Origin of the sequence: Pseudofrankia coriaricola (genome assembly GCF_001854805.1) — a bacterium.
GTDB lineage: Bacteria > Actinomycetota > Actinomycetes > Frankiales > Frankiaceae > Pseudofrankia.
The window spans coordinates 38,203-58,222 of sequence record NZ_MBLO01000271.1; the positions used below are offsets into that span (position 1 = coordinate 38,203).

Consider the following 20,020-nt stretch of genomic DNA (forward strand, 5'->3'; position numbering starts at 1 on the left):
TCAGTCGACGGTGGTCGGGACGTCCAGGCAGGACACGACGTAGTCGACGACCTCGCCGACCCGCAGCGCGATGACGTCGTCGAGATCCTTGTCGGCCAGGAACTCGGCCATGCTCACGTCGTCCCCGTACCGCTCCGCCAGCATCACGCCGAGCGTGACCAGGTCGATGCTCTCCAGCTCGAGCTCGCTGTGGAAGAACGTGTCCATGGTCACCTGGACGGGCGGCGACCCGTACTTCCGGGTGATTTTATTGATCATGTCGTTGACCTCGCCCAGGACCTCGCTGGTCCGGCTGTCGTCCACGGTCATGCGTCGACTCCCCTCCGCTCCATGTGCCTGTTGTCGTCTCTCTCGTCGTGCTCCGGCCGGGCACCGGTCGTCCAGGCCACCACGTATCCGCGGGCAGGCAGCCCTGGCGGGCTGGTGGCCACCTCGACGCAGCTCACCGAGTACCGGGTGCCGTCCGCGGTGACGGCCGCGGTCACCGTGTCCCGGTCGGTGGCGGCCCGCGCCGCCGCCGTGACCCGTGGCAGGGACGCGTCGACGCCGGCCGCCCGCGCGGCGGCGTTCGTCACGGCCGCCAGGCGGCAGCGCCACCACGGGTCGTTGGGATCGACGCCCGCCGGCGCCTCCCACGTGGCCGCGCCGGCAGCCGGGTTCGACGGTTCCGCCGCGACGGGCTCGATGGCGAGGCCGACGGCTGCCTGCCAGCCCGGCACGGCGTGCCCGCCCCGCGTCGGCCCGTCCAGCGGCACGGCGAGCGCGACCGCGAGATCCTGGACGCTCGCGACGCGCACCTCGAAGGGCGCGAGCGGGAAGCCGTGGGCGCCGGACACGGTCACCGGCAGGCCCGCGGCGGCGCCGGCGGCAGTGCCGGCCCGCCGGCCGGTGCCGTCCCGTCCGGCGGTGGGGCCGAACGGGTCCGACACCTCGATCTGGGCAGGGAAGATCGCCGGGTGCCGTGGCCCCCAGAGCCGGACACGGACGGCGTCCTTGATCGCGATCCGCCGCAGCAGCCACTCCCGGCGCAGGCCGGGCGGCAGCGCGTCGTACTGCGCGCGTTCGGCCGAGCCGATGTAGCGGCTGAGCACCATCTCGCGGACGGCCAGGTCGGACCAGCGCTCGGTGGCCATGACCCAGCCACCGGGGCGGAGGTCGGCGAACGGCCGCCGCTCCGGCCAGCGGAACGCCTCGTCGAGCTCCACGGGCAGGTCGAACCTGCGGTTCACCCAGCCATAGACGTTCGCCCAGACCTGGTTGCCGGCGGCGAGCTGCATGTACGCCTCGGCCCACTCGTTGTCGAACTGCCTGACCCAGACGTGGCAGGCGACCGGGCTGCCCGGCGCGGGCTCGGGGCCGAAGAACTCGACTCCTCCGATCCTGACCGGGAACATCAGGAAACGGTCCGACTCCCGCATGCGAACCCAGTAGCCGATGAGCTGACCGGCCGTGTCCAGGAGCGCCCCTGGCGTCCGGGAGCCGGTGAGGACGCCGCGGACGTGGGACGGCCCGTGGCCGAGGAAGGTGGTCACGCCCTGGAAGGCGGGGCCGTGGAACATCCACCGCTCGCGGTACATGTCCCGGCCGGTCATGGCCGGCGGCTGTTCGGCGTCGGCGTCGACCGGCCACCGCGGCGGCCTCGACATGGGGTAGGCGTCGGCCAGCCGGACCAGGCCGCTCGCGTACCCGGCGAAGGTGACCCGGTACCGGTCCGGCCCCTCCGGCCGCAGGGTGACGGCCACGTCGGTGGCCGGTTCCGCCGGAAGCCAGTCGTCGAAGCGCACGTCGTAGACGCCGACGGCGGTTCGGCCCGACGCCCGCTGCGCATAGTCGGCCATCAGCCGGACGGTGGTGGTCGCGGCCACCACCGGGCGCCGGTCGGCGAGGTCCGGCCAGCCCGGCGCCTGCGGTGTCAGCGCGTGGTCGAGCAGGTACGGCATGGCCGCGGTGGACACCCGCAGCGTCGCCGTCCAGCCCGCTCCCCCGGGCTCCTCGCGCAGGTCGTCCGCACCGGTGAGGACCGGCGCCGCGGCCGGTCCCCCGGACGAGGCCGCCCCGCGGCCGACGACGGCTCCCAGGACCGTGCCAGCGGTCCCGGTGCCGGCGGCGATCCCGGTGGTAGCGGAGGACACCCCGTCGGTCGGGACGTCGCCGGCCGAGTAGGTCAGGAGGGCCGCGACCGTGTCGGCGGTCTCGGCCAGCAGCGCCACGAGCTCCTTGGCCAGCGGGTCCCGGTCCGCCCGGGTGGTGAGCGGGTGGTCGGCGGGCAGGGGCCACCCCGATGGCTCGCCGGCCTGCCCGACGCCGGTCGGGGCATCGCCTGGTCGCGGCGGGCCGGCGCCGACGAGACCGACACGTGGGAGCCTGCCGGGGTCGATGATGATCGTCGACGCGCCGAGGTCGAGCCGGACAGGATGCGCGCGGGGACCGTCCGGCGCCGGGTCCGCCGCGTGGGCGGTGAGGCTGGCGCCCGGCTGGCCGCCGTGACCGGCACGGTCGGCGCTGGGCTCGTCGAGCGCGGCGAAGTCGGGGTCCCCGTTCTCCACCCACAGCGCGGCCGCGAGCCGGCGCAGCTGGCCGAGCCCGTCGCGGTGGGCCGAGTTCGCCGCGATCGTCAGGTGCGGCGAGTCCTCCAGGACGCCGTCGATGAGCCCGCCTAGCCGCCCTGGCCCGACCTGGACGAACACCCGCACACCGGCCGCGTACATCGCCTCGACGGTCTGGCGGAACAGCACCGGCTCGACCAGGTGGCGCACGAACAGCTCCCGGACCGCCTCCAGGCCGGCGGGATACGGCGACGCCGTCGTCGCCGACCACAGCTCGACCCGCGCCGGCCTGCGCAGGCGAAGCCGGTCCGTCCGCGCCCGCAGAGCCGGCAGGTGCGGCAGCAGCATCGGGGTGTGGAAGCCGGAGCGGAACGGCAGGACCCGCACGACCACGTTCTTGCGCCGCAGCTGGCCGGCCAGATCCGCGATCGCGCCCGGCGGCCCGCAGACGACCGAGCTCTGGGGAGCGTTGTCATGGGACAGGACGATCTCGGGGTAGTCGGCGAGGACCTGCCTGGCCTGGTCGCTCGAACAGGCCAGCGACGCGTAGTCGACGTCGGGGACGTCGCCCTCGTAGGGATCGGCGGCGAAGATGTCGGCGTCGACCGCGTCGTCGTCGAACATCCCGGCGGCGAACATCGCACTCCACTCGCCGATGCTGTGCCCGGCGAGCGCGTCCGGCTTGACCCGCATCCGCCGCAGCACCCGGTCCAGCAGCCGGCTCACCAGCAGGACGCCGGTGCCGTGGTGACCCAGGTCGGCGCTGGACAGGTCCGTCGTGACGGCGAAACCGAAGTGGCGGGCGACGTCGTCGAGCCGCGGCGAGAACTCCGCCTCCAGCCCGGGGAAGACGAACGCGGTCCGGCCCGCGTCCCCGCCGGCGAGCAGCGGTTCCGCGCTGGCCCACACCTCGCTCCGGCCGCGCCAGGCCTTCCAGGCGCCCTGGCGGATCCCGCCGACCGCGTAACGCGCCGATGCCAGCCGCCGCGCGGTCGGGTTCACCAGTCCGAGCCGCGCCCCGGCCCCGGTGTACACGGGTGTGGTGGCGGCCTGGGCCCGCAGCACCGCGTCCTCGACCTCGAGCAGGACGCCCAGCTCGTCCGCGGTCGGCGCCGCCAGCCGCAGCACCAGCTCGGGTTCGACGACCGTGGCCGTGGCCGCCACCGAGCCGGCGAGCCGCGCGGCCGCCGGCGCCGAGACCGGGGAGGCCGAGACCGGCGGGTCGAGAACCCGCGCGCCGGCCGCCACCCGCGCAGGTGCGCCGAGGGGGCCGTCGGATGCCGCGGCCGCCGCGGCCGAGGCCTCCTCCAGCAGCACGTGGGCGTTGGTGCCGCCGAAGCCGAACGCGTTGACGCCGGCCCGGCGAGGGCCGGCCGACTCCCAGGGCACGGCGGCCGGCAGCGGACGGAACCGGGTCGCGGCGACCGCGGGATGCGGGTCGTCGCAGTTCACGGCCGGCAGCAGGACCCGGTGGTGCAGCGCCAGGGCCGCCTTGACGAGGCTGGCGACCCCGGCGGCCGCCATCGCGTGCCCGATCATCGCCTTGACCGAGCCGAGCGCGCCCAGGCCGCCCGGGGCCGCCTCGTCGTCGCGGCCGGGCCCGAACACCCGGGCCAGCGTCGTCAGCTCGGCCTCGTCGCCGGCCGGCGTGGCGGTGCCATGCGCCTCGATCATGCCGACGGCGCCGGGCTCGCGCGGGTTGAGACCGGCCGCGCGCCAGGCCCGCTCGACGGCCACCTGCTGTCCGGCCGGATCCGGGCTGACCAGCCCGCCGCCACGGCCGTCGCTGGACACGCCGGTCCCGCGGATCACGGCGTAGACCCGGTCGCCGTCGCGTTCGGCGTCGGCCAGCCGTCTGAGGACGACGACGCCCGTTCCCTCGCCGATCAGGGTGCCGTCCGCGCCACGGTCGAACGGCCGGATCCGCTGCGCCCTCGACAGTGCCCGTAGCTGCGTGAACACGCTCCACAGGGTGATGTCGTGGCAGTGGTGGACCCCGCCGGCCAGCACCGTGTCGCAGCGGCCCGAGGCCAGCTCGCTGACGGCGCAGTCCACGGCGACCAGTGACGACGCGCAGGCGGCGTCGACGGTGAACGCCGGTCCGCCGAGATCGAGCCGGTTCGCGATCCGGGCCGCGGTCAGGTTCGGCACGATGCCCATCGCCGCGTCCGGCGCCTCCGGCCCGAGCTGGTCGGTGAACGCGGCGCGGACCTGGTCGAGGTCGTCCGGGCCGAGCGCCGGCAGCAGCGTCCCGAGGGTGTGGACCAGCTGGTGGGCCGTGCGCAGCCGCTGGTCGAGGCGGGCCATGCCCGCGCCGATGTAGCCGCCGCGGCCGAGGATGACCCCGACCCGGGCCGGGTCCCCCAGCCGGGACGGGCCGCCGGCGTCGTCGATCGCGGCCGCCGCGACGCGCAGCGCGAGAAGCTGGTCGGGTTCGATGCTTCGCACGTCGCTCGGCGCGATACCGAAGCGCAGCGGGTCGGCGTAGGCGAACTCGTCGACGAACCCGCCGCGCCGGCAGTAGATCCGGTCGGCGCGGGCCGGCCCCGACGCGCCCCGCGGGTCGTAGAACGCCGGGTCCCAGCGGCCCGGCGGGACCTCGGCGATGGCGTCGTTGCCGTCGACCAGGTTCCGCCAGTACGTCTCCAGGTCGGGCGCGCCCGGCAGGAGCACCGCCATGCCGACGATGGCGACCGGCGGCGGCCGCCAGTCCGAGGGAGAAGAGGAGTCCGGGGCGGAGGAGGTGGGCATCGCCTACCAGCCAGACGCGGTGTAGACGACACCATGGATGTCCCGCGGGCCCCAGGCGAGCTCGCGCAGCAGGCACCGGTGGCCTTCCTCCGGGTCGATCAGGTCGACCCCGCGCCGGGCGAAGTCCCGTTCGAGGTCGGCGCTGACCATGCCGGGGTGGCTCGCGTCCGGCGCCCAGGGGCCCCAGTGGACCGTGAGCGCCCGCGACCCGGTCCGCCGTGCCCAGGCCGCGCCGAGGGTCTCCAGGGCGTCGTTCGCCGCGGCGTAGTCGCTCTGGCCCCGGCTGCCCATGACGCCGGCGATGCTGCCGAAGAACGCCAGGGTGCGTGGCGGGACGGGCAGTTCGTCGAACGCCGCCAGCAGCGCCCGCGCCCCGGCCACCTTCGTGTCGAACACCCGGCGGAACGACTCCGGTTCCTTGTCCGCCACCAGACGGTCCTCGATCACCCCGGCGGAGTACACGACGGCGTCGATCCGGCCGTGGTGGGCGAACACCTGCTTGACGAACCGGTGGACCGCCTCGGTGTCGAGCACGTCGAGCTGGTGGTAGCGGGCGTCGCCGCCCCGGGCCGCGACGGTGGCCAGCGTCGCCCGGATCTCCCGCTGTGCCAGGACCTGCGCGACCGCGCGGCTGGCCTCTTTCGCGGACCGGTGCCCGAGCTCCCGGACGGCGTCGAGCAGGGCGGCCCGGTCAGTCGCGGCGGCGAGCCGGGGGTCCTCCTCGCTCACCGGCTCGGGGGTGCGCCCGGCCAGCTCCAGGTGACAGCCGGCGGCACCCGCGAGCAGGGCGGTGAACCCCGCCGTGATCCCGCGGGCCCCGCCGACCAGGACGACCACGGCGTCGCGGTCCAGGCCGAGCGCCGTGGCCTCGGCGGTGCCGTCGTCGGCCGGCCCCGCCCCGGCCGTCGCGAGCGCTCCGGCGGACACCGCCGTCAGCTCCTCGGCCAGGCGCGCGCCGTCGCGGTGGACAACGACCACCGGGCCGCCAGGAGGCTCACCCAGCTCGGCGGCGACGGCGTCGGTGAGGGCGGGGCCCGCGGCCGCGTCGGTCTCCACCAGTTTCACCGTGGTCGTCGGGTACTCGCGGCCGAGCGTGCGGAACAGGCCGCGCAGGCCGGCGGCCCGCATGGCGTCAGGCGGGGTCACGGCCAACAGCCAGCGCGGGCCACCGCGCACCACGGCGCGCAGCGCGCCGAAGGCGTCCGGCAGCTCCGGCTCCCCACCGCCGTCCCCCCAGCCGGCCAGGTATACCGCGCCATCCGGGGCCGTCTGGTCGCCGTCAGCCAGCTCCTCGACCAGCTTGAAGCGCGCCTCGGCGCCGAGCTCGGCCAGCAGGTGCATGATCGGCTTCCGGCCGGGCACGTCGGCGGCGCGGCCGAACACCGTCCAGGTGGTTCCCGTCAGGTCCACCCGGCCAGGGGCGGCGGGAGACGCGGGCCGCCGGGTGAGGACGAACCGCGTCGGGCCACGGTTGCGCGCACCGCCCGCGGGCCGTGCGGGCGCGGTCAGCTCGGTGGGCGCCGCCGGCTCTGCGGGTATGGTCGGCGGTTCCGGTGAGCCGGCAGCGGTGCCGGTGTGCTCCGTGAGCCAGCCCACGATGGCGCGCACGGTGCGCAGGCGGCTGAGCTCATCGACACCGCCGGCGCCGGTGAGCGTGAAGCGGTCGACGAACTGGCCGGCGAGCTCGGTGCGCTTCAGGGAGTTGACGGACAGGTCGGTCTCGAGGTCCAGGTCGATCTCGATCATGTCGGTCGGGTAGCCGGTGCTCTCGGCGATCAGGTCGAGAACGGTGGCTGTCACGTCCCCCTGCGCGCCGGCTGGCGCGGAGGGCACCACGGCGGCGGCGGCCGCAATGGCGATGGGAGTGTCGGCTGGCGCGGCGAGCGGACCGACGGGGATGGCCGTACCTGGCCTGGCGAGCAGGTCGACCGGACCGGGCCCACCCGTCCAGCTGTGGGCGACGGACGACGCGACCAGCCCGTCGGCCGCCGGCATGCGCGCCGCCGTGGACAGTGCCGTGGCGGCGTCCCGGCCCGCGCCCAGGTAGGACAGCAGCACGTCGCGCTGCGCGGCCAGGTTGTCCCGCGAGGTCCGCAGGAACTGGCTGACCAGCGCCTCCCGGGTCGCGGGGGCGATCGTGTGGTTCGCCGCGCCGCCGGTCGACGTCTCCTGGCCGGCCGGAATCGCCTGGCCGGCCGGCGACGGTGTGCCACCCAGAGCGGCCAGCGCGGCGGCCGGACGGCCCACCGCCGGCTCGTCCGCCGCCGCGTGGCGCGGCGTCGGGACACCGGTCAGGGACAGCGTGGTCGTCGCGGCCACGAGCGTCGGTGGGCCAGCCTGGCGCACCCGGGCAGCGGGCAGCAGGCCGCCTGGCAGCGGCTCGCCGTCCGCGCGGCAGATACTGCGGCCGTCCACGCTCCACCGCGGCGGCGTCGGCGCCGTCGCGCCGTCACGGTCGACGGCGTCGCGGCCGTCGACCAGCCAGTCGACGGACAGCGGTACGTCGGCGACGAGGAGCGTCGCGACCGCGTCCAGGAAGCCGGTCAGCCCACGGCGCCGGCCGTCGCAGGCCACGGCCAGGTGCGGCCGGTCACCGAGGATGGAGTCGACCAGGCCGGTCAGGACCCGGCCGGGGCCCGCCTCGACGAACACCCGCGCGCCGGCGGCGTACATCGCCTCGATCTGGTCGACGAACCGCACCGGCGCCGCCACCTGCGCGGCGAGCTCGGCCCGGACGGCGTCGCCCGCCGCGCCGACGCCGTCGGTGGCCGGGTAGGGCTCCGCCGTGCGGTTCGACCACACCGGCAAACGCGGGTCGGACAGGGGAGCGCCCGCCAGCCGCTGTGCGAACTCCGGGCCGGCCCCGGCGATCAGCGGGCTGTGGAACGCGCAGGCGACGGGCAGCCGGATGGCACTGTGCCCGGCGTCGCGCAACAGCCGGATCATCGCCTCCACGGCCGGTGTCGCCCCGGAGATCACGACCTGGTCGGGTGCGTTGTGGTTGGCGACGACCACCTGCTCGGCGAGGCGCGTCTCGGCCAGCGCCGAGGCGACGACCGCCAGCGGTGCCCGCACAGCCGCCATCGCGCCCTGGTCCGGCGGCTCGGTGCCACCGGCGGACGCCTGGGACGCGACACCGGTGACGGCCCGGACGATCGCCTCGCCCCGGGCGGCGGACAGGTCGAGCAGGGTTTCGGGATCGTAGGCGCCCGCGGCGCACAGCGCGACCAGCTCGCCATAGCTGTGGCCGGCGGTCATGTCCGGCGCGAGGCCCAGCCGGGACAGCAGATGGTAGACGCCGAGACCCGCGATCCCGAGCGCCGGCTGCGCGACCCGGGTGTCCCGCAGCCGCTCCTCGGCCGACCCGGCGCCACCCGGCGACAATCCCGGCGGCCCGTCGAACGTCGACGGCGGGAAGATGGCGTCCCGCCACGGCTCACCGAGCCGCAGGTAGTCCCGGAGCTCCGGGAACGCGACGAACAGCTCGGCCAGCATGCCCGGCCGTTGGCTGCCCTGCCCGGGGAACAGCACGGCTACCGCGCCCGCGCCGCCCGGGACACCCCCGCCGCCCACGCCGTCAGGGGCACCCGGAGAGGGGCCGCCGACGGCGAACAGCCCCGCCCGCGGGTCCGACTCGCCGCGGGCCGCCCGTTCCAGCAGGTGGGCGAGGTCGTCCAGGTCCCGCGCGACGACCGCGATCCGGACGAGCCCTCGCCGCGGCCGCGCCCGGCGGGTGGCCGTGGCGGCCAGGTCGCGCAGCGGCCACGGCCGCCCGCCGGCGTCGTTCGCGACCAGCAGCCGCCGCAGCTCGGCGACCCCGGCGAGGGCAGCCGCCTGGTCGGCGCCGCGGAACACGAACAGCTCCGCCGGCCACTGGTCGAGGGCGTGGCGGGCGTCGACCGCGCCGGCGTGACCGGCGAGGACGGCGTGGTAGTTCGCCCCGCCGAAACCGAAGGCGCTGACCCCGGCCACCCGTTCGGCGACGGGCCGCGTCCACGGCCGCGCCGTGCCCGCGAGGACGAACGGGCTGTCGTCCGGCTCCCAGGCCGGGTTGGGTGTCTCGACGTGCAGGGTCGGCGGCAGGACTCCGTGGTGCAGCGCCAGCGACGTCTTGACCAGGGCCGCGAGACCGGCGGCGGTCTTTGTATGGCCGATCTGGGACTTGACCGACCCCAGCGCGCAGGTGCCCGGCCGGGCACCCGCCTCGGTGAACACCCTGGTGAGGGTCGTGAGCTCGGCGCGGTCGCCGACGACCGTGCCGGTGCCGTGCGCCTCGACGAGCCCCACGTCGGCCGGCGAGAGGCCGGCGTTGTGGTAGGCGCGCTCAAGCGCGAGCTGCTGGCCCTCCGGCCGGGGGGCGGTCAGGCCGAGGGACCGGCCGTCGCTGGCCGCACCCAGGCCCTTGACCACCGCGTAGACGCGGTCGCCGTCACGTTCGGCGTCGGCGAGCCGCTTCAGGACGACGCAGGCGACGCCCTCGCCGAGGGTGGTCCCGTCGGCGTCGGCGGCGAAGGGCCTGGCCCGGCCGGTCGGGGACAGCGCGCCGACGGAGGAGAACAGCAGATAGTCGAGCACGCCGTTGTGCAGGTCCGCGCCACCGCAGATCATCACGTCCGCGCCGCCGAACCGAAGCTCCTTGCAGGCCATGTCCAGTGCGGCCAGCGACGAGGCGCAGGCGGCGTCCACGACGTAGGCCGGGCCGCCCAGGTCGAGCCGGTTGGAGATCCGGCTCGCGACGATGTTGCCGAGGATGCCCGTGAACGTCTCCGCCGTGATGCGGGGCAGCACGTCCCGCAGCTCCGGTGGAACCTCGCCGTAGTACGCCGGCAGCAGCGCGCGCAGGGTGATCGCGGCGGACAGGTCGCTGTTGGGCTCGGTGCCGAACACCACGCCCGTGCGGATGTGGTTGACGCGGTCGGGATCGAGACCGGCGTCGTCGAGCGCGCGCCGGGCGGTTTCCAGGGCCAGCGCCTGGACCGGCTCGATGCTCGCCAGCGACGCCGGCGGGATGCCGTAGCGCAACGGGTCGAAGGGGATCCGGGGCAGGAACCCGCCCCATTTCGAGCGGGTCTTCTCCCCACTCGGGCCGCCGTCATGGTCGGCGTCGGTGTCGAGGTAGACCTCGGGGTCCCACCGTTCGGGTGGCACGAGCGAGACCGCGTCCTTGCCGGACACGACGTTGGCCCAGTAGGTCGCCAGATCGGCGGCACCTGGCAGCACGCAGGCCATGCCGACGACGGCGATGTCCAGGGGCGCCGTCTGGGATGCCCGGGAGGCGGCCGCCGGGCCATGCCCGTCCCACAGCCACTCGGCCTGGTCGCGCAGGAACCGGCGGGCGCCCGAGGTGACGTCGTCGTGCAGGTGGTGGATGGTGGTGGCGGCGGACCGCAGCACGGCGACCTGCCCCGCCATGAACAGGCCCTCGGCGCGCTGCCGCTCGCCGTCGACCGCGGCCAGCTCGTCGCCGTGCCGCTCCAGGCCCTTGCTGGCCACCCGCAGCCGGCCGACGTTGAGCCGCTCCAACGCCTCCCAGGCCTGCTGGTCCGGCACACCCCGCGCGCGTAGCTCGTCGCGGGCGGCGTGGAACCGGTCGACGAACGGGCTCGTCACACAGCGGGTGGCATGGCCCGGCCCGGTCCGCAGCAGGGCCGTGCCCCGCGCGGCCACCACCTGCCGTTGGAACTCGTCCTGGATGGCGCCGAGCTCCACGGCCTCCCGGGTGAACAGGTAGGCGGTGCCCATCAGCACGCCGACGCCGACGCCGCGGGCGGCCACCGGGCTCGCCATCGCCGCCACCATGGACGCCGAGCGGGCGTCGTGCACCCCGCCCGCGAACAGGACCTGCAGGCCCAGGCCGGTCTGGGCCCGCGGCCCGGAACCGGCGGTCCTGGCGCCCGGCGATGTCCTGTCGAGGTAGTCGAGCAGGACGTCGAGCTGTGCCTCCCAGAGCGGGAAGCTCGCGCGCGGGCCGACGTGGCCGCCGCACTCGGAGCCCTCGAAGACGAAGCGCCGGCAGCCCGCGTCGAGGAACTGCCGCAGCAGCGTCGGCGACGGCACGTGCAGAAAGGTCGGGATGCCGATCGCCTCAAGGTCGGCCGCCTGGGAGGGCCGGCCGCCGGCGACGATGACACAGGACGGCCGGATCTCGCGTACCACCTCCAGCTGGGAGGCGCGCAGATCCTCAGGGGCGAAGCCGAGCAGGCCGACCCCCCAGGGGCGCTCGCCGAGCAGGTCCCGGGTCTCGAGCAGCAGCCGGCGGGACTGCTCCGCGTCCGCCAGCGCCAGCGCCAGGAACGGCAGCGCGCCGTCGACGGCGACGCGGCGCGCGAACCCGGCCTGGTCGCTCACCCGGGTCATCGGCCCCTGCGCGACCGGCCGGGTCGTTCCCCAGGAGGCGCACAGCGGCGAGTCCGTCGCCAGCACGGACTCGGCGGCCGCGAGTTCCGCCGAGCCCGTGCTGGCGCGCAGGGCGGCGCGGATCGCCTGGACGGCCCGCGCGGTGGTCCCGAACCGGTTGGCGAACAGCTGGGCGAGGAAGGCATCCTGCCCCACCGGCAACAGCTGGCGACCAGGGTCCTGGCCGCCGAGCCGGGCGGCGACCGCCTCGGCCGGCCAGTCCTCGGCGTTGCCGCTCGCCCGCCGGCCGGCGGGCGACTGGTAGACCCGGTAGCCGGCCGCGACGACCGTCTCCGTGCCGTCCATGCGGCGCAGCGCGCTGCCGACCGGCTCGGTCACCGTGGCCTCGCGCAGCAGGCTGAGCTGGGTGTCCAGCACGATCCCGGCCGCACCGCCGACCACCGCCGCGACCGCCGTGCGCACGCCCATCCCGCCCCAGCACCAGACGGGCAGGGCCGCCCCCTCGTCCCCGAGCAGCTCCCGCTCCTCGAGCACCTGCTGCAGCAGGACGAAGGAGCTGAGCTCGCCGACCCGGCCGCCGGCCTCGTTACCCCGGGCCAGCAGGCCGTCGGCACCGGCGGCCACCGCCGCCACCGCCTCGCGCACGCTCGTGACCTCGGCCAGGACGCGGGCATCGGGCAGCGCGTCCAGCAGCCGCTGGCTGGCGGCGTCGGCCAGAGCGCTGCCGGCCACCAGCAGGGTGTCGATCCGGTCGCGGTGCCGCGCCAGCTCGTCCGTGTCCACCGCGTCCAGCCGGGAGACCCACACGCCGAACGACGACTCGGTCAGTCGAGCGGTCAATCGCAGCGCCCGGGTCGCGCCGGCCGGGTCGGATCCCAGATCCAGCACGCCCAGCGCTCCGGCGCCGCTGACCGCCGCGGCCAGCCTGGGGTCCGGTTCTCCGAGCGGGCTTACCCCGATGACCTGGTCCCGTCTCCCGACGTCGCGGCGTCGCGCGTCTGTCACCCCGCGGCCGCCGACAACCGGGCTCCGCGTAGCACTGTGCTTCACAGATCACTTCCAGAGGTGTCCATGGGGCCGGCGATGCCGGCCAGGGAGTGGGTGATGCGTCGCCGGCCCGGCGGCCGAGGGGCTTTCGGCTGGGCGGACCGGCGACGAGAGGGCGCCGGCAAGGGGGCGGAGGGGCCGTGACATGCGACCGGCGTCGGGCAGCGAGTCCGGCGGTGCTCGCCACCTACGTATCCAGCGAATGAGCTTGGTTTTCCGTTTTTTGGCGAACGCCATCTCAGATGATGCTTTTGGCGAACGCCATCTCGAGTACGGACTTCTTGACCGTGCGGACCGCCGCCGGCCTCCCGTCGCCGGATGGGCGGTGAGCGGTCCGCCGTATGATCCCGTGTCACGCGCCAGCCAACGTCGTCCGGCTCCCGACCAGGCCATTTCCCAGCGCGATCCGCGTGGACCGGCGGCCTACCTCCAATCCTTTGTCCAGCGTCTCCGCTTTCATACAGCACGGGCGCGGCACACGCATTCGAATGGCGCGGCCGGCAGGACCGGGCGCAAGGTGCTCCGTCAACACGATGACAGCCGCACTTTGACACGGTCCAACGAGCGTCAACCGGCCGCGCCTAACTGGCCTGCGGCCGTGGCTGCGGTCAACGACACGCCCGCGGGTGCGCGAGCATGCCTGGCTGCGACGCGGCCGGGAACCACAAAGTTCGTCAGCGAATAGGCGTCAGCCCGCGAGGCGGCGCATCAGCGCGTGCCGCCTCACAACGCCGGCGTGCGCATGAAGGAGACGACGGGCCGAACCAGTTCGCGGTCGAACGAAAGAGGCCGTCGATATCCACTGTGCAGGAACAGCTTGCACGCATCATCTTGGGTGTGGTAATGCCGCCTGTCTCGCCGTCGACAGGCGAACATGAACGGCCACCGCCGGCAGGCGCCTTCAACGGCGCCCCAGGCGGTCAGGGCACCGTGGGTCCCGCGTCCCCGCACCGGCTCCCGCCACCCCGCCCACCGGGCGACGCCCGGCCCCTCGATGCGAGAGCTGCCGGAGCAACCAGGCCCGAGGGGTCGGAAATATGCAGATGTTTAGCGTTCGACAAAAAGACGAATCACCTGGAACCGTCGCCCGCGGCCGCGTTGGCCATACCCAGCAAGTACCCCTCTCGGCCATCCATCCGCCGTTGACGAGGACAGACAGTAAACGACGGGACACATCTGCGCAAGTGAGCACTTACTGATGAGGAGCGATGAGTAAGGGGCGGCTACACGCACCGTCGCCACCACGGATGATTACGTCCCGAGGTCACCCGACTACGCACGATCGTCGCTCCGTGTTACCGCCGCCCGCTGAGGCTCCCTTGAGCCCACGCCAGGCGGTCGAACCACCTGGCATGCCTCCACATGGCCACAACCCACTCGGCGCGCCTTGGCACGCCCACAGCCCCCGGCCGTTCGCCGCCAGCGCGGCGGCGCTGAACCATAGTCGACATTCGATCTCGCGGAACACCCAGGCCGCCCTCCAGATCCAGATGGGCCACCACCTGCAGCGCTTCGCGCGGACCAGCGGCGCGGCCACGGCCGGGCCCGGTCGCGACGATCAGCGGGAACCCCGATGGCGCATGCGCGGCAGCTCTCGGGCGGCCCGCTCCGCGACGCGCCACGCTCGGCTCGCATCGCCGGATCTCGGGCAGGCGCCCGCGAGCGAGGCCCGGGAGCGGGTCCGCCCCAGGGAGCCGCGCCAAGCACCTCCACTTCGGACAAATCGAGTCACAGATGTCGCGAATCATCTACTGCGCGTCACGGCGACGAACACCATCCATCTAGATGAGTGAGCACTCACAATTTTTGCCCTAGCGACACAGAGGGTGGGCGTCACGGAACCAGGCGCCTCGTTCCCACAACGCGGATTCCCCAGCGGACGCACGGCCGCGAAGGCCGGATTCCCCAGCCCGAGCACGATGTGATGGACACGGAACTGTTTATCGATGTCGATGTCAAAAAATGTACCGATGCTCATGGGACCAAATGAGGACGAATCCCAACGAGCGGCCTGTCGAGCCCGCCCGGCTGGCGCTGCGCGGCGGAGATGGAGCTCCTCCCCCACGTCCGCCTCAGCCGGAGACGACCCGCCCCGCGCGGCCGCTGCCGCCCCCTTCCGGAGCGGAAGTCATCCGTCTCACAGCTCGGATCCCTCGCGCCTCCCGCCGCGAGGCTAGGCACGCCGACCACGCCGATGGCACCAAAGTGCCATCGACGCGCGACGGTGTTCGCCGGGGTCACAGCCCTGCGGACGTTCCGGCGCCGCGCGGAGAAGTTGCCCCGGCGGCGCGTCGCCTTGATGCTGCTGAACGCGAAGATCACAGAGGTGGAGGCAAATGCCGCACCGGTTGTCTTCAGGGTTCCTCGGGTCGACAGACGGCACGCTTGTGCCGGCGAAGGCTGGATCAGGGAGGAGAGGTGCCCGTCGGGAAAAACTCAAGGACAGGTACAGAAAATGACTTCACCGTCGAGGCGGCTTTATCGGCCCGCATCGCCGTGCGGACCGGTACCACCAGAGCCGCCGCGTCCGGCGACCGGACGGCGAACGGGCATGACGATACAAACGCCGGCGACGACCCGTCGGAAACGACGATCCGACCAACTGATGCCCCCGAACCAAGGGCCGATCGTCATCGGCGACCAATGACCGTGTGGCCGGCACGCTGGCGGCGGCGGCGAATGACGTCATCTCGTTCACCCACCACGGGCCGACCTCGCCAAGCACATTGCGGCCTGTTGTCATCGGCACAGCCCCCGGCGGTCTGTCCCGCCGTCTTTTCTTCTGTACTGGGATCGCGGGGCAACGTCGCGCTCTGCCCCACGATGGCCGACGGGCCGCCCGGCATCGCCTGCGCACGGCCGTTCGCGGTGAGCTCGGCCGCCTGGAACCCGGCGTGGAAGACCCGGCTCGGCGCGCACTCGACGGCGGCCACCACGTCCACGCCGGGTCGTCCGCGGCCCTGGGCATCGTCACCGATGTGATCACTCGTTCAGGCCCGCCGGTGATCTTCGACGCGTCCAGGCGGTGGACCATCCGTTGATCGCGCCGCGGGTATGCGCAAGACGAACAGAAGGGGGCACGAGACGCCGGCCCACAGACCCACTCGTCGATCATGGGCCGGCTTCGTCAGCCGAGGGGCGGTGATCGCCGGCGGCGCACGGGAACTGGCGTCGGCTGACCGCCGAGAACCGCTCCGAAAGATCCACGGACAAGCCCGGCGCATCGAGCTGACTAACCGCCCAGATTCAGGCCCTAGCCGCCGAGACTCTGGCGGGCCGAGCTCGGCTGGATGCTGCCGACCGGTTTCGGGTGCCCACAGGAGCATGTCATGACGCCGTTTCGAAGGACCAGCCACGACGTCTCCGTGCCTCATTCACGCCGCCGGACCACGCGAATGTATTTTGTATACGATGACGCCACGAGTCTTCTTGACAGCGCGACAACCGGATGCTATCCATATGTCCGGTATCGTGCGAGCCCCGGCTCGACACCGTTTCTGGCCGGTGCATACGCACCAGCTCGGCTGGCTACGCCGGGCCGCCTTCCCCCTCTTTTCACCAAACTTCTTGAGATGGTTTGCGAATAGCCGGCCATCTTTTTTCATGCCGTCATCCACCTGGTCCGGCCCGCACGATTTGGCGATGGATCCAGCACCTGGTCCAACGCTGTCGCAGCGGGGTCACCGCAGGGCGTGAGCGCCTGTCGGGGCCAGGCGCGGAGGCGGAGACCGCAACGCACGAAAATTGGAGGCGAACATGTCAGACGAGGCATCCGCGGCATCATCCGAGCCGGCATCATCCGAGTCGGCATTACCCGAGCCGGTCAGCCCGACATCTTCCACCGGCTTCAGCCGCCGGGGGTTCATGGGCGCCGCCGCCGCGGGCGCGGGAGCGGTCGCGTTCGGCGGGCTGGTAGCCGGCGCCACGCCGGCGCGCGCGGTGACGACGACAGAGGTGACCGCACGGGCCGTCGTCGTCGGCACAGGCTTCGGCGGGGGTGTGACCGCGCTTCGGCTGGCCAAGGCCGGGGTGACCACGTTGGTCCTGGAACGCGGCCTGCGGTGGCCGACGGGCCCGAACTCGAACACCTTCGCGACCCTCGCGAACCTGGACAGCCGGTCGGCCTGGCTGTCCCCCTACGCACCGGTACCGGGCGCCCCGCCCTTCCCGCTCTGGCCGCCCTACACCGGTGTCCTCGAGGTCATCAACGGCAACGGGATGACCGTCAACTGCGGCGCCTGCGTCGGCGGCGGCTCCATCATGTACCACGGCATGACGCTGCAGCCGAACATAGTCGAGTTCGCCCGGTCCATGCCGCTGGCGACCGGCCTTTATCCCGAGCTCAACTCGAAGTGGTATCCCACCGTCGCCTCGATGCTGGGCATCTCCACCATTCCCGACGACATTCTCAACGCAAGCCCGTACGCCTCCTCCCGGATCTTCCTGGACGTCGCCCCCAAGGCGGGCCTCCAGACGTTCCGCGTGCCGCTGCCGGTCGACTGGAACTTCGTGCGCGGGGAGCTGGGCGGCCAGTACAACGCCGCCTACACCAACAGCGACATCGCCTTTGGCGTCAACAACGGCGGGAAGCACTCGATCGATGTCACCTACCTCGCCGCCGCGGAGGCGACGGGCAAGGTGCAGGTGCAGACGCTCCACGTCGTCCGTGACATCAAACTGGGCGCCAACAAGAAATGGGTGCTGTCGGTCGACCGCATCGACACCGCCGGGGTCGTCCAGGAGCACAAGAACATTACTGCGAGCGCGGTGTTCCTCAACGCCGGCTCGCCGGGAACGACGCGGCTGCTGGTCAAGGCGAAGGGCAAGAACCTCATCCCGAACCTGCCGGACGCGGTCGGCACCCAGTGGGGGAACAACGGCGACCGCATCTACACCTGGATCGGCATGAACGACGACCCGGGCACGACGCAGGGCGGCCCGGCCGCCGTCGGCGGCACCGACCCCTTCAGCGCGATCCCGCTGCGGATCATCCACGCCGGCGCACCTCCGGCGGCCCTCGCCGGCCAGCGGCTGATGACCCTGGTCGGCTTCGGCATCGTCCCCGGGTCCGGCACCTGGGCCTACGACTCGACCACGGACGACGCCAAGCTGACCTGGCCCACCAACGCCGACGCCGCGCTCCAGACGTTGATCCGCAACAAGGTGAACGCCATCGCCCAGGCCGGCGGCGGCACCATGGTCGACACCAACGCGACCCAGGCGTCGACGTGGCACGCTCTCGGTGGCGTTCCCATGGGATCGGCGGTCGACCTCTATGGCCGCGTTCTCGGGCAGAGCGGCCTCTATGTCCTCGACGGTGCCCGCATACCGGGCTCCACCGGCGCCTGCAACCCGTCCATGACCATCGCGGCCCTCGCCGAGCACAGCATGGCAAGGATCGTCAGTCAGGACATCGGGCAGGTCTTCTAGATATCGGGAGGGTCCTCTGAGCGCCGCGACTGGTGCCCGGCCGAGGGCCGATATGAGCGGCGTTCCTCGGGTGGGTTCCGCTCCGACCGGCCGACGCCACGCGCCGCGCCGCCATCACGGCCCCTCGACCGTTCCCGGGCCGGCGTGATCACCGCGGCGCGCCGGTTCCCCGGGCGGCGACTGCCCGCCCGCGGAACCGGCGCGTCGCGGCCCGGCCGCACCGGTCGCCCGCCAGAGCGGCGATGACGCACGGGATCGACCGACGGGACGACGCACGGAGTGTCGCCGCGGTCCACGAGGAAGATTATTGGTCACTATAGGTCGAGAGTCCGACCCCGGAGGGTGGCGCGATCGGAGGAACCGCCGAGCCTCGCGGTGGCGTGGACCGCGCCCGTCCTGATCGCGGCTTGCCGTCTGGTCCACGGCGGCCGGAAGCGACGTGCCGCGGTGTCCGGTGGTCGGGTGGTCGGGAATTACCGCCCGGCCGGGTTGACGGCGGGCGCCGCCGGAAGGTGCGCAGACACGTGGGCACAGCCATCCGGAACAGCATGAGCCGAACGGGCTCGTGGGCGGGGACCGGTTAGGCCGGGTCAAGGCGGGGAACGCCGCGTCGTGAGGGCGTCGGGGGGATCTGTTATGTCCGAGACCGACATTTGCGGGCGCGCGCTGCGTAGCCCTCGCAAAGCCGCCCTCGACCCGGAGGAGGTGGTGTCCTGGCTGCTGTCGCTGGCTCGCCGCCATTTGATGATGGAACTGTCCTGGTTGTCCCGGTTGACCCCGGAGCTGCAGATCATCGAGGCTCTGCACGGCGATGCGGAGTCCTTCGGGATCGGCCCCGGGACCACCACCTGCTACGCCGACTCCTACTGCTCGCGGGTCCTGGACGGACGCCTCCCACCGGTCATCCCCAACGCGCGGGCGGACGAGCGGACCGCTCCCCTCGTGCTGACCCACCGGTGGGGCATCGGGGCCTACATCGGCGCTCCGGTGGTGCTCGACGACGGACGCCTCCACGGCATGCTGTGCTGCCTGAGCCACGACGCCAGGCCGGGGCTCTCCAGCCGTGACGCGCGTTTCCTGGCCCTGCTGGCCGAGGTACTCGCCCGGTTCATCTCCCATCTCGCTCACGAGCGCGAGGACCGTGACCTGCTGGTCCAGCGGATCACGTCGGTGATCCACGAACGCCCGACCATGATCTTCCAGCCGGTCGTCGCCATCCGAACCCGGCAGATAATCGGCGCGGAGGCGTTGGCGCGCTTCCCCCCGGGATCCGGCGGTCCGGAGGCGTGGTTCACCGCCGCTGCCTCGGTCGGCCTGCGCGCCGACCTTGAGCTCGCCGCGATCGCGAACGCGCTCGCCGTGCTGCCCCTCCTGCCGAACCACCTGTGGCTGTCGGTGAACGCGTCCCCGACGGTGGTCGCCTGCGGCCGAATCCGCGACGCCGTGGCCGAGGTGGCGACCGGCCGGGTCGTCATCGAGGTCACCGAGCATGAGTGCATCGAGGACTACGAGGCGATGCGCGCCGCGCTCGACGACCTGCGACAGCGAGGAGCGCGGATCGCGGTCGACGACGTCGGTGTCGCCAACGCCGATCTGAACCGGCTGCTGCAGCTGACACCGGACATCCTCAAGATGGACCGGGAGCTGACCTGGAGGATCGACGCGGACCCTGCCCGCCAGGCTCTCGTCGCCGCCCTGGTCAGGTTCGCCAGCGAGATCGACGCCCAGGTCCTGGCCGAGGGAGTGGAGACCGCGGCCGAACTCGCCGTTCTCGCCGACATCGGCGTCGACCATGCCCAAGGCTTCTACCTTGGCTATCCGGGGCCGCTGCCACTTCCGAAGCACTGCGCCGCCTGAGTACCGCGCCTCAGTCGAGCACCGCGCCTCAG

The 20,020-nt window shown here is 73.3% G+C and carries 6 protein-coding genes; 3 read left to right on the top strand and 3 right to left on the bottom strand.

Going from position 1 to position 20,020, the window contains the following annotated elements; all coding sequences use genetic code 11:
• Genes BCD48_RS42655 through BCD48_RS42665 form a run of 3 tightly spaced genes read right to left on the bottom strand, consistent with a single transcriptional unit; the run spans position 1 to position 12,659 of the window.
• The gene (locus tag BCD48_RS42655; protein ID WP_071054176.1) at positions 1 to 309 is read right to left on the bottom strand and encodes a phosphopantetheine-binding protein; all 309 of its coding nucleotides are present in this window, start codon (positions 307 to 309) and stop codon (positions 1 to 3) included.
• A complete protein-coding gene (locus BCD48_RS42660; protein ID WP_071054178.1) occupies positions 306 to 5,297 on the bottom strand; it encodes a type I polyketide synthase in 4,992 nt (1,663 codons plus the stop codon). The genes BCD48_RS42655 and BCD48_RS42660 overlap by 4 nt, the downstream gene beginning before the upstream one ends.
• A 3-nt stretch (positions 5,298 to 5,300) precedes the next feature.
• Positions 5,301 to 12,659, bottom strand: coding sequence for a type I polyketide synthase (locus BCD48_RS42665; RefSeq protein WP_071054180.1), 7,359 nt, complete (start codon positions 12,657 to 12,659; stop codon positions 5,301 to 5,303).
• 2,936 nt (positions 12,660 to 15,595) lie between these two features.
• Here BCD48_RS42665 and BCD48_RS52800 point away from each other — a divergent pair.
• The 3 genes from BCD48_RS52800 (at position 15,596) to BCD48_RS42680 (ending at position 19,988) form a co-directional block, all read left to right on the top strand.
• Entirely contained in the window at positions 15,596 to 15,742 is a 147-nt protein-coding gene (locus BCD48_RS52800; protein WP_198543630.1) for a hypothetical protein, read from the top strand.
• Between the two features lie 715 nt (positions 15,743 to 16,457).
• The gene (locus BCD48_RS42675) at positions 16,458 to 18,131 is read left to right on the top strand and encodes a GMC oxidoreductase (RefSeq protein ID WP_083420069.1); all 1,674 of its coding nucleotides are present in this window, start codon (positions 16,458 to 16,460) and stop codon (positions 18,129 to 18,131) included.
• A gap of 636 nt (positions 18,132 to 18,767) precedes the next feature.
• Entirely contained in the window at positions 18,768 to 19,988 is a 1,221-nt protein-coding gene (locus BCD48_RS42680) for a sensor domain-containing phosphodiesterase (RefSeq protein ID WP_071054186.1), read from the top strand.
• Positions 19,989 to 20,020 lie beyond the last annotated feature (32 nt).

What these genes read in the sequence shown, in the direction of transcription:
- BCD48_RS42655 (WP_071054176.1), bottom strand. Translation starts at nt 309, where the DNA reads ATGACCGTGGACGACAGCCGGACCAGCGAGGTCCTGGGCGAGGTCAAC.
- BCD48_RS42660 (WP_071054178.1), bottom strand. Translation starts at nt 5,297, where the DNA reads ATGCCCACCTCCTCCGCCCCGGACTCCTCTTCTCCCTCGGACTGGCGG.
- BCD48_RS42675 (WP_083420069.1), top strand. Translation starts at nt 16,458, where the DNA reads ATGTCAGACGAGGCATCCGCGGCATCATCCGAGCCGGCATCATCCGAG.
- BCD48_RS42680 (WP_071054186.1), top strand. Translation starts at nt 18,768, where the DNA reads ATGTCCGAGACCGACATTTGCGGGCGCGCGCTGCGTAGCCCTCGCAAA.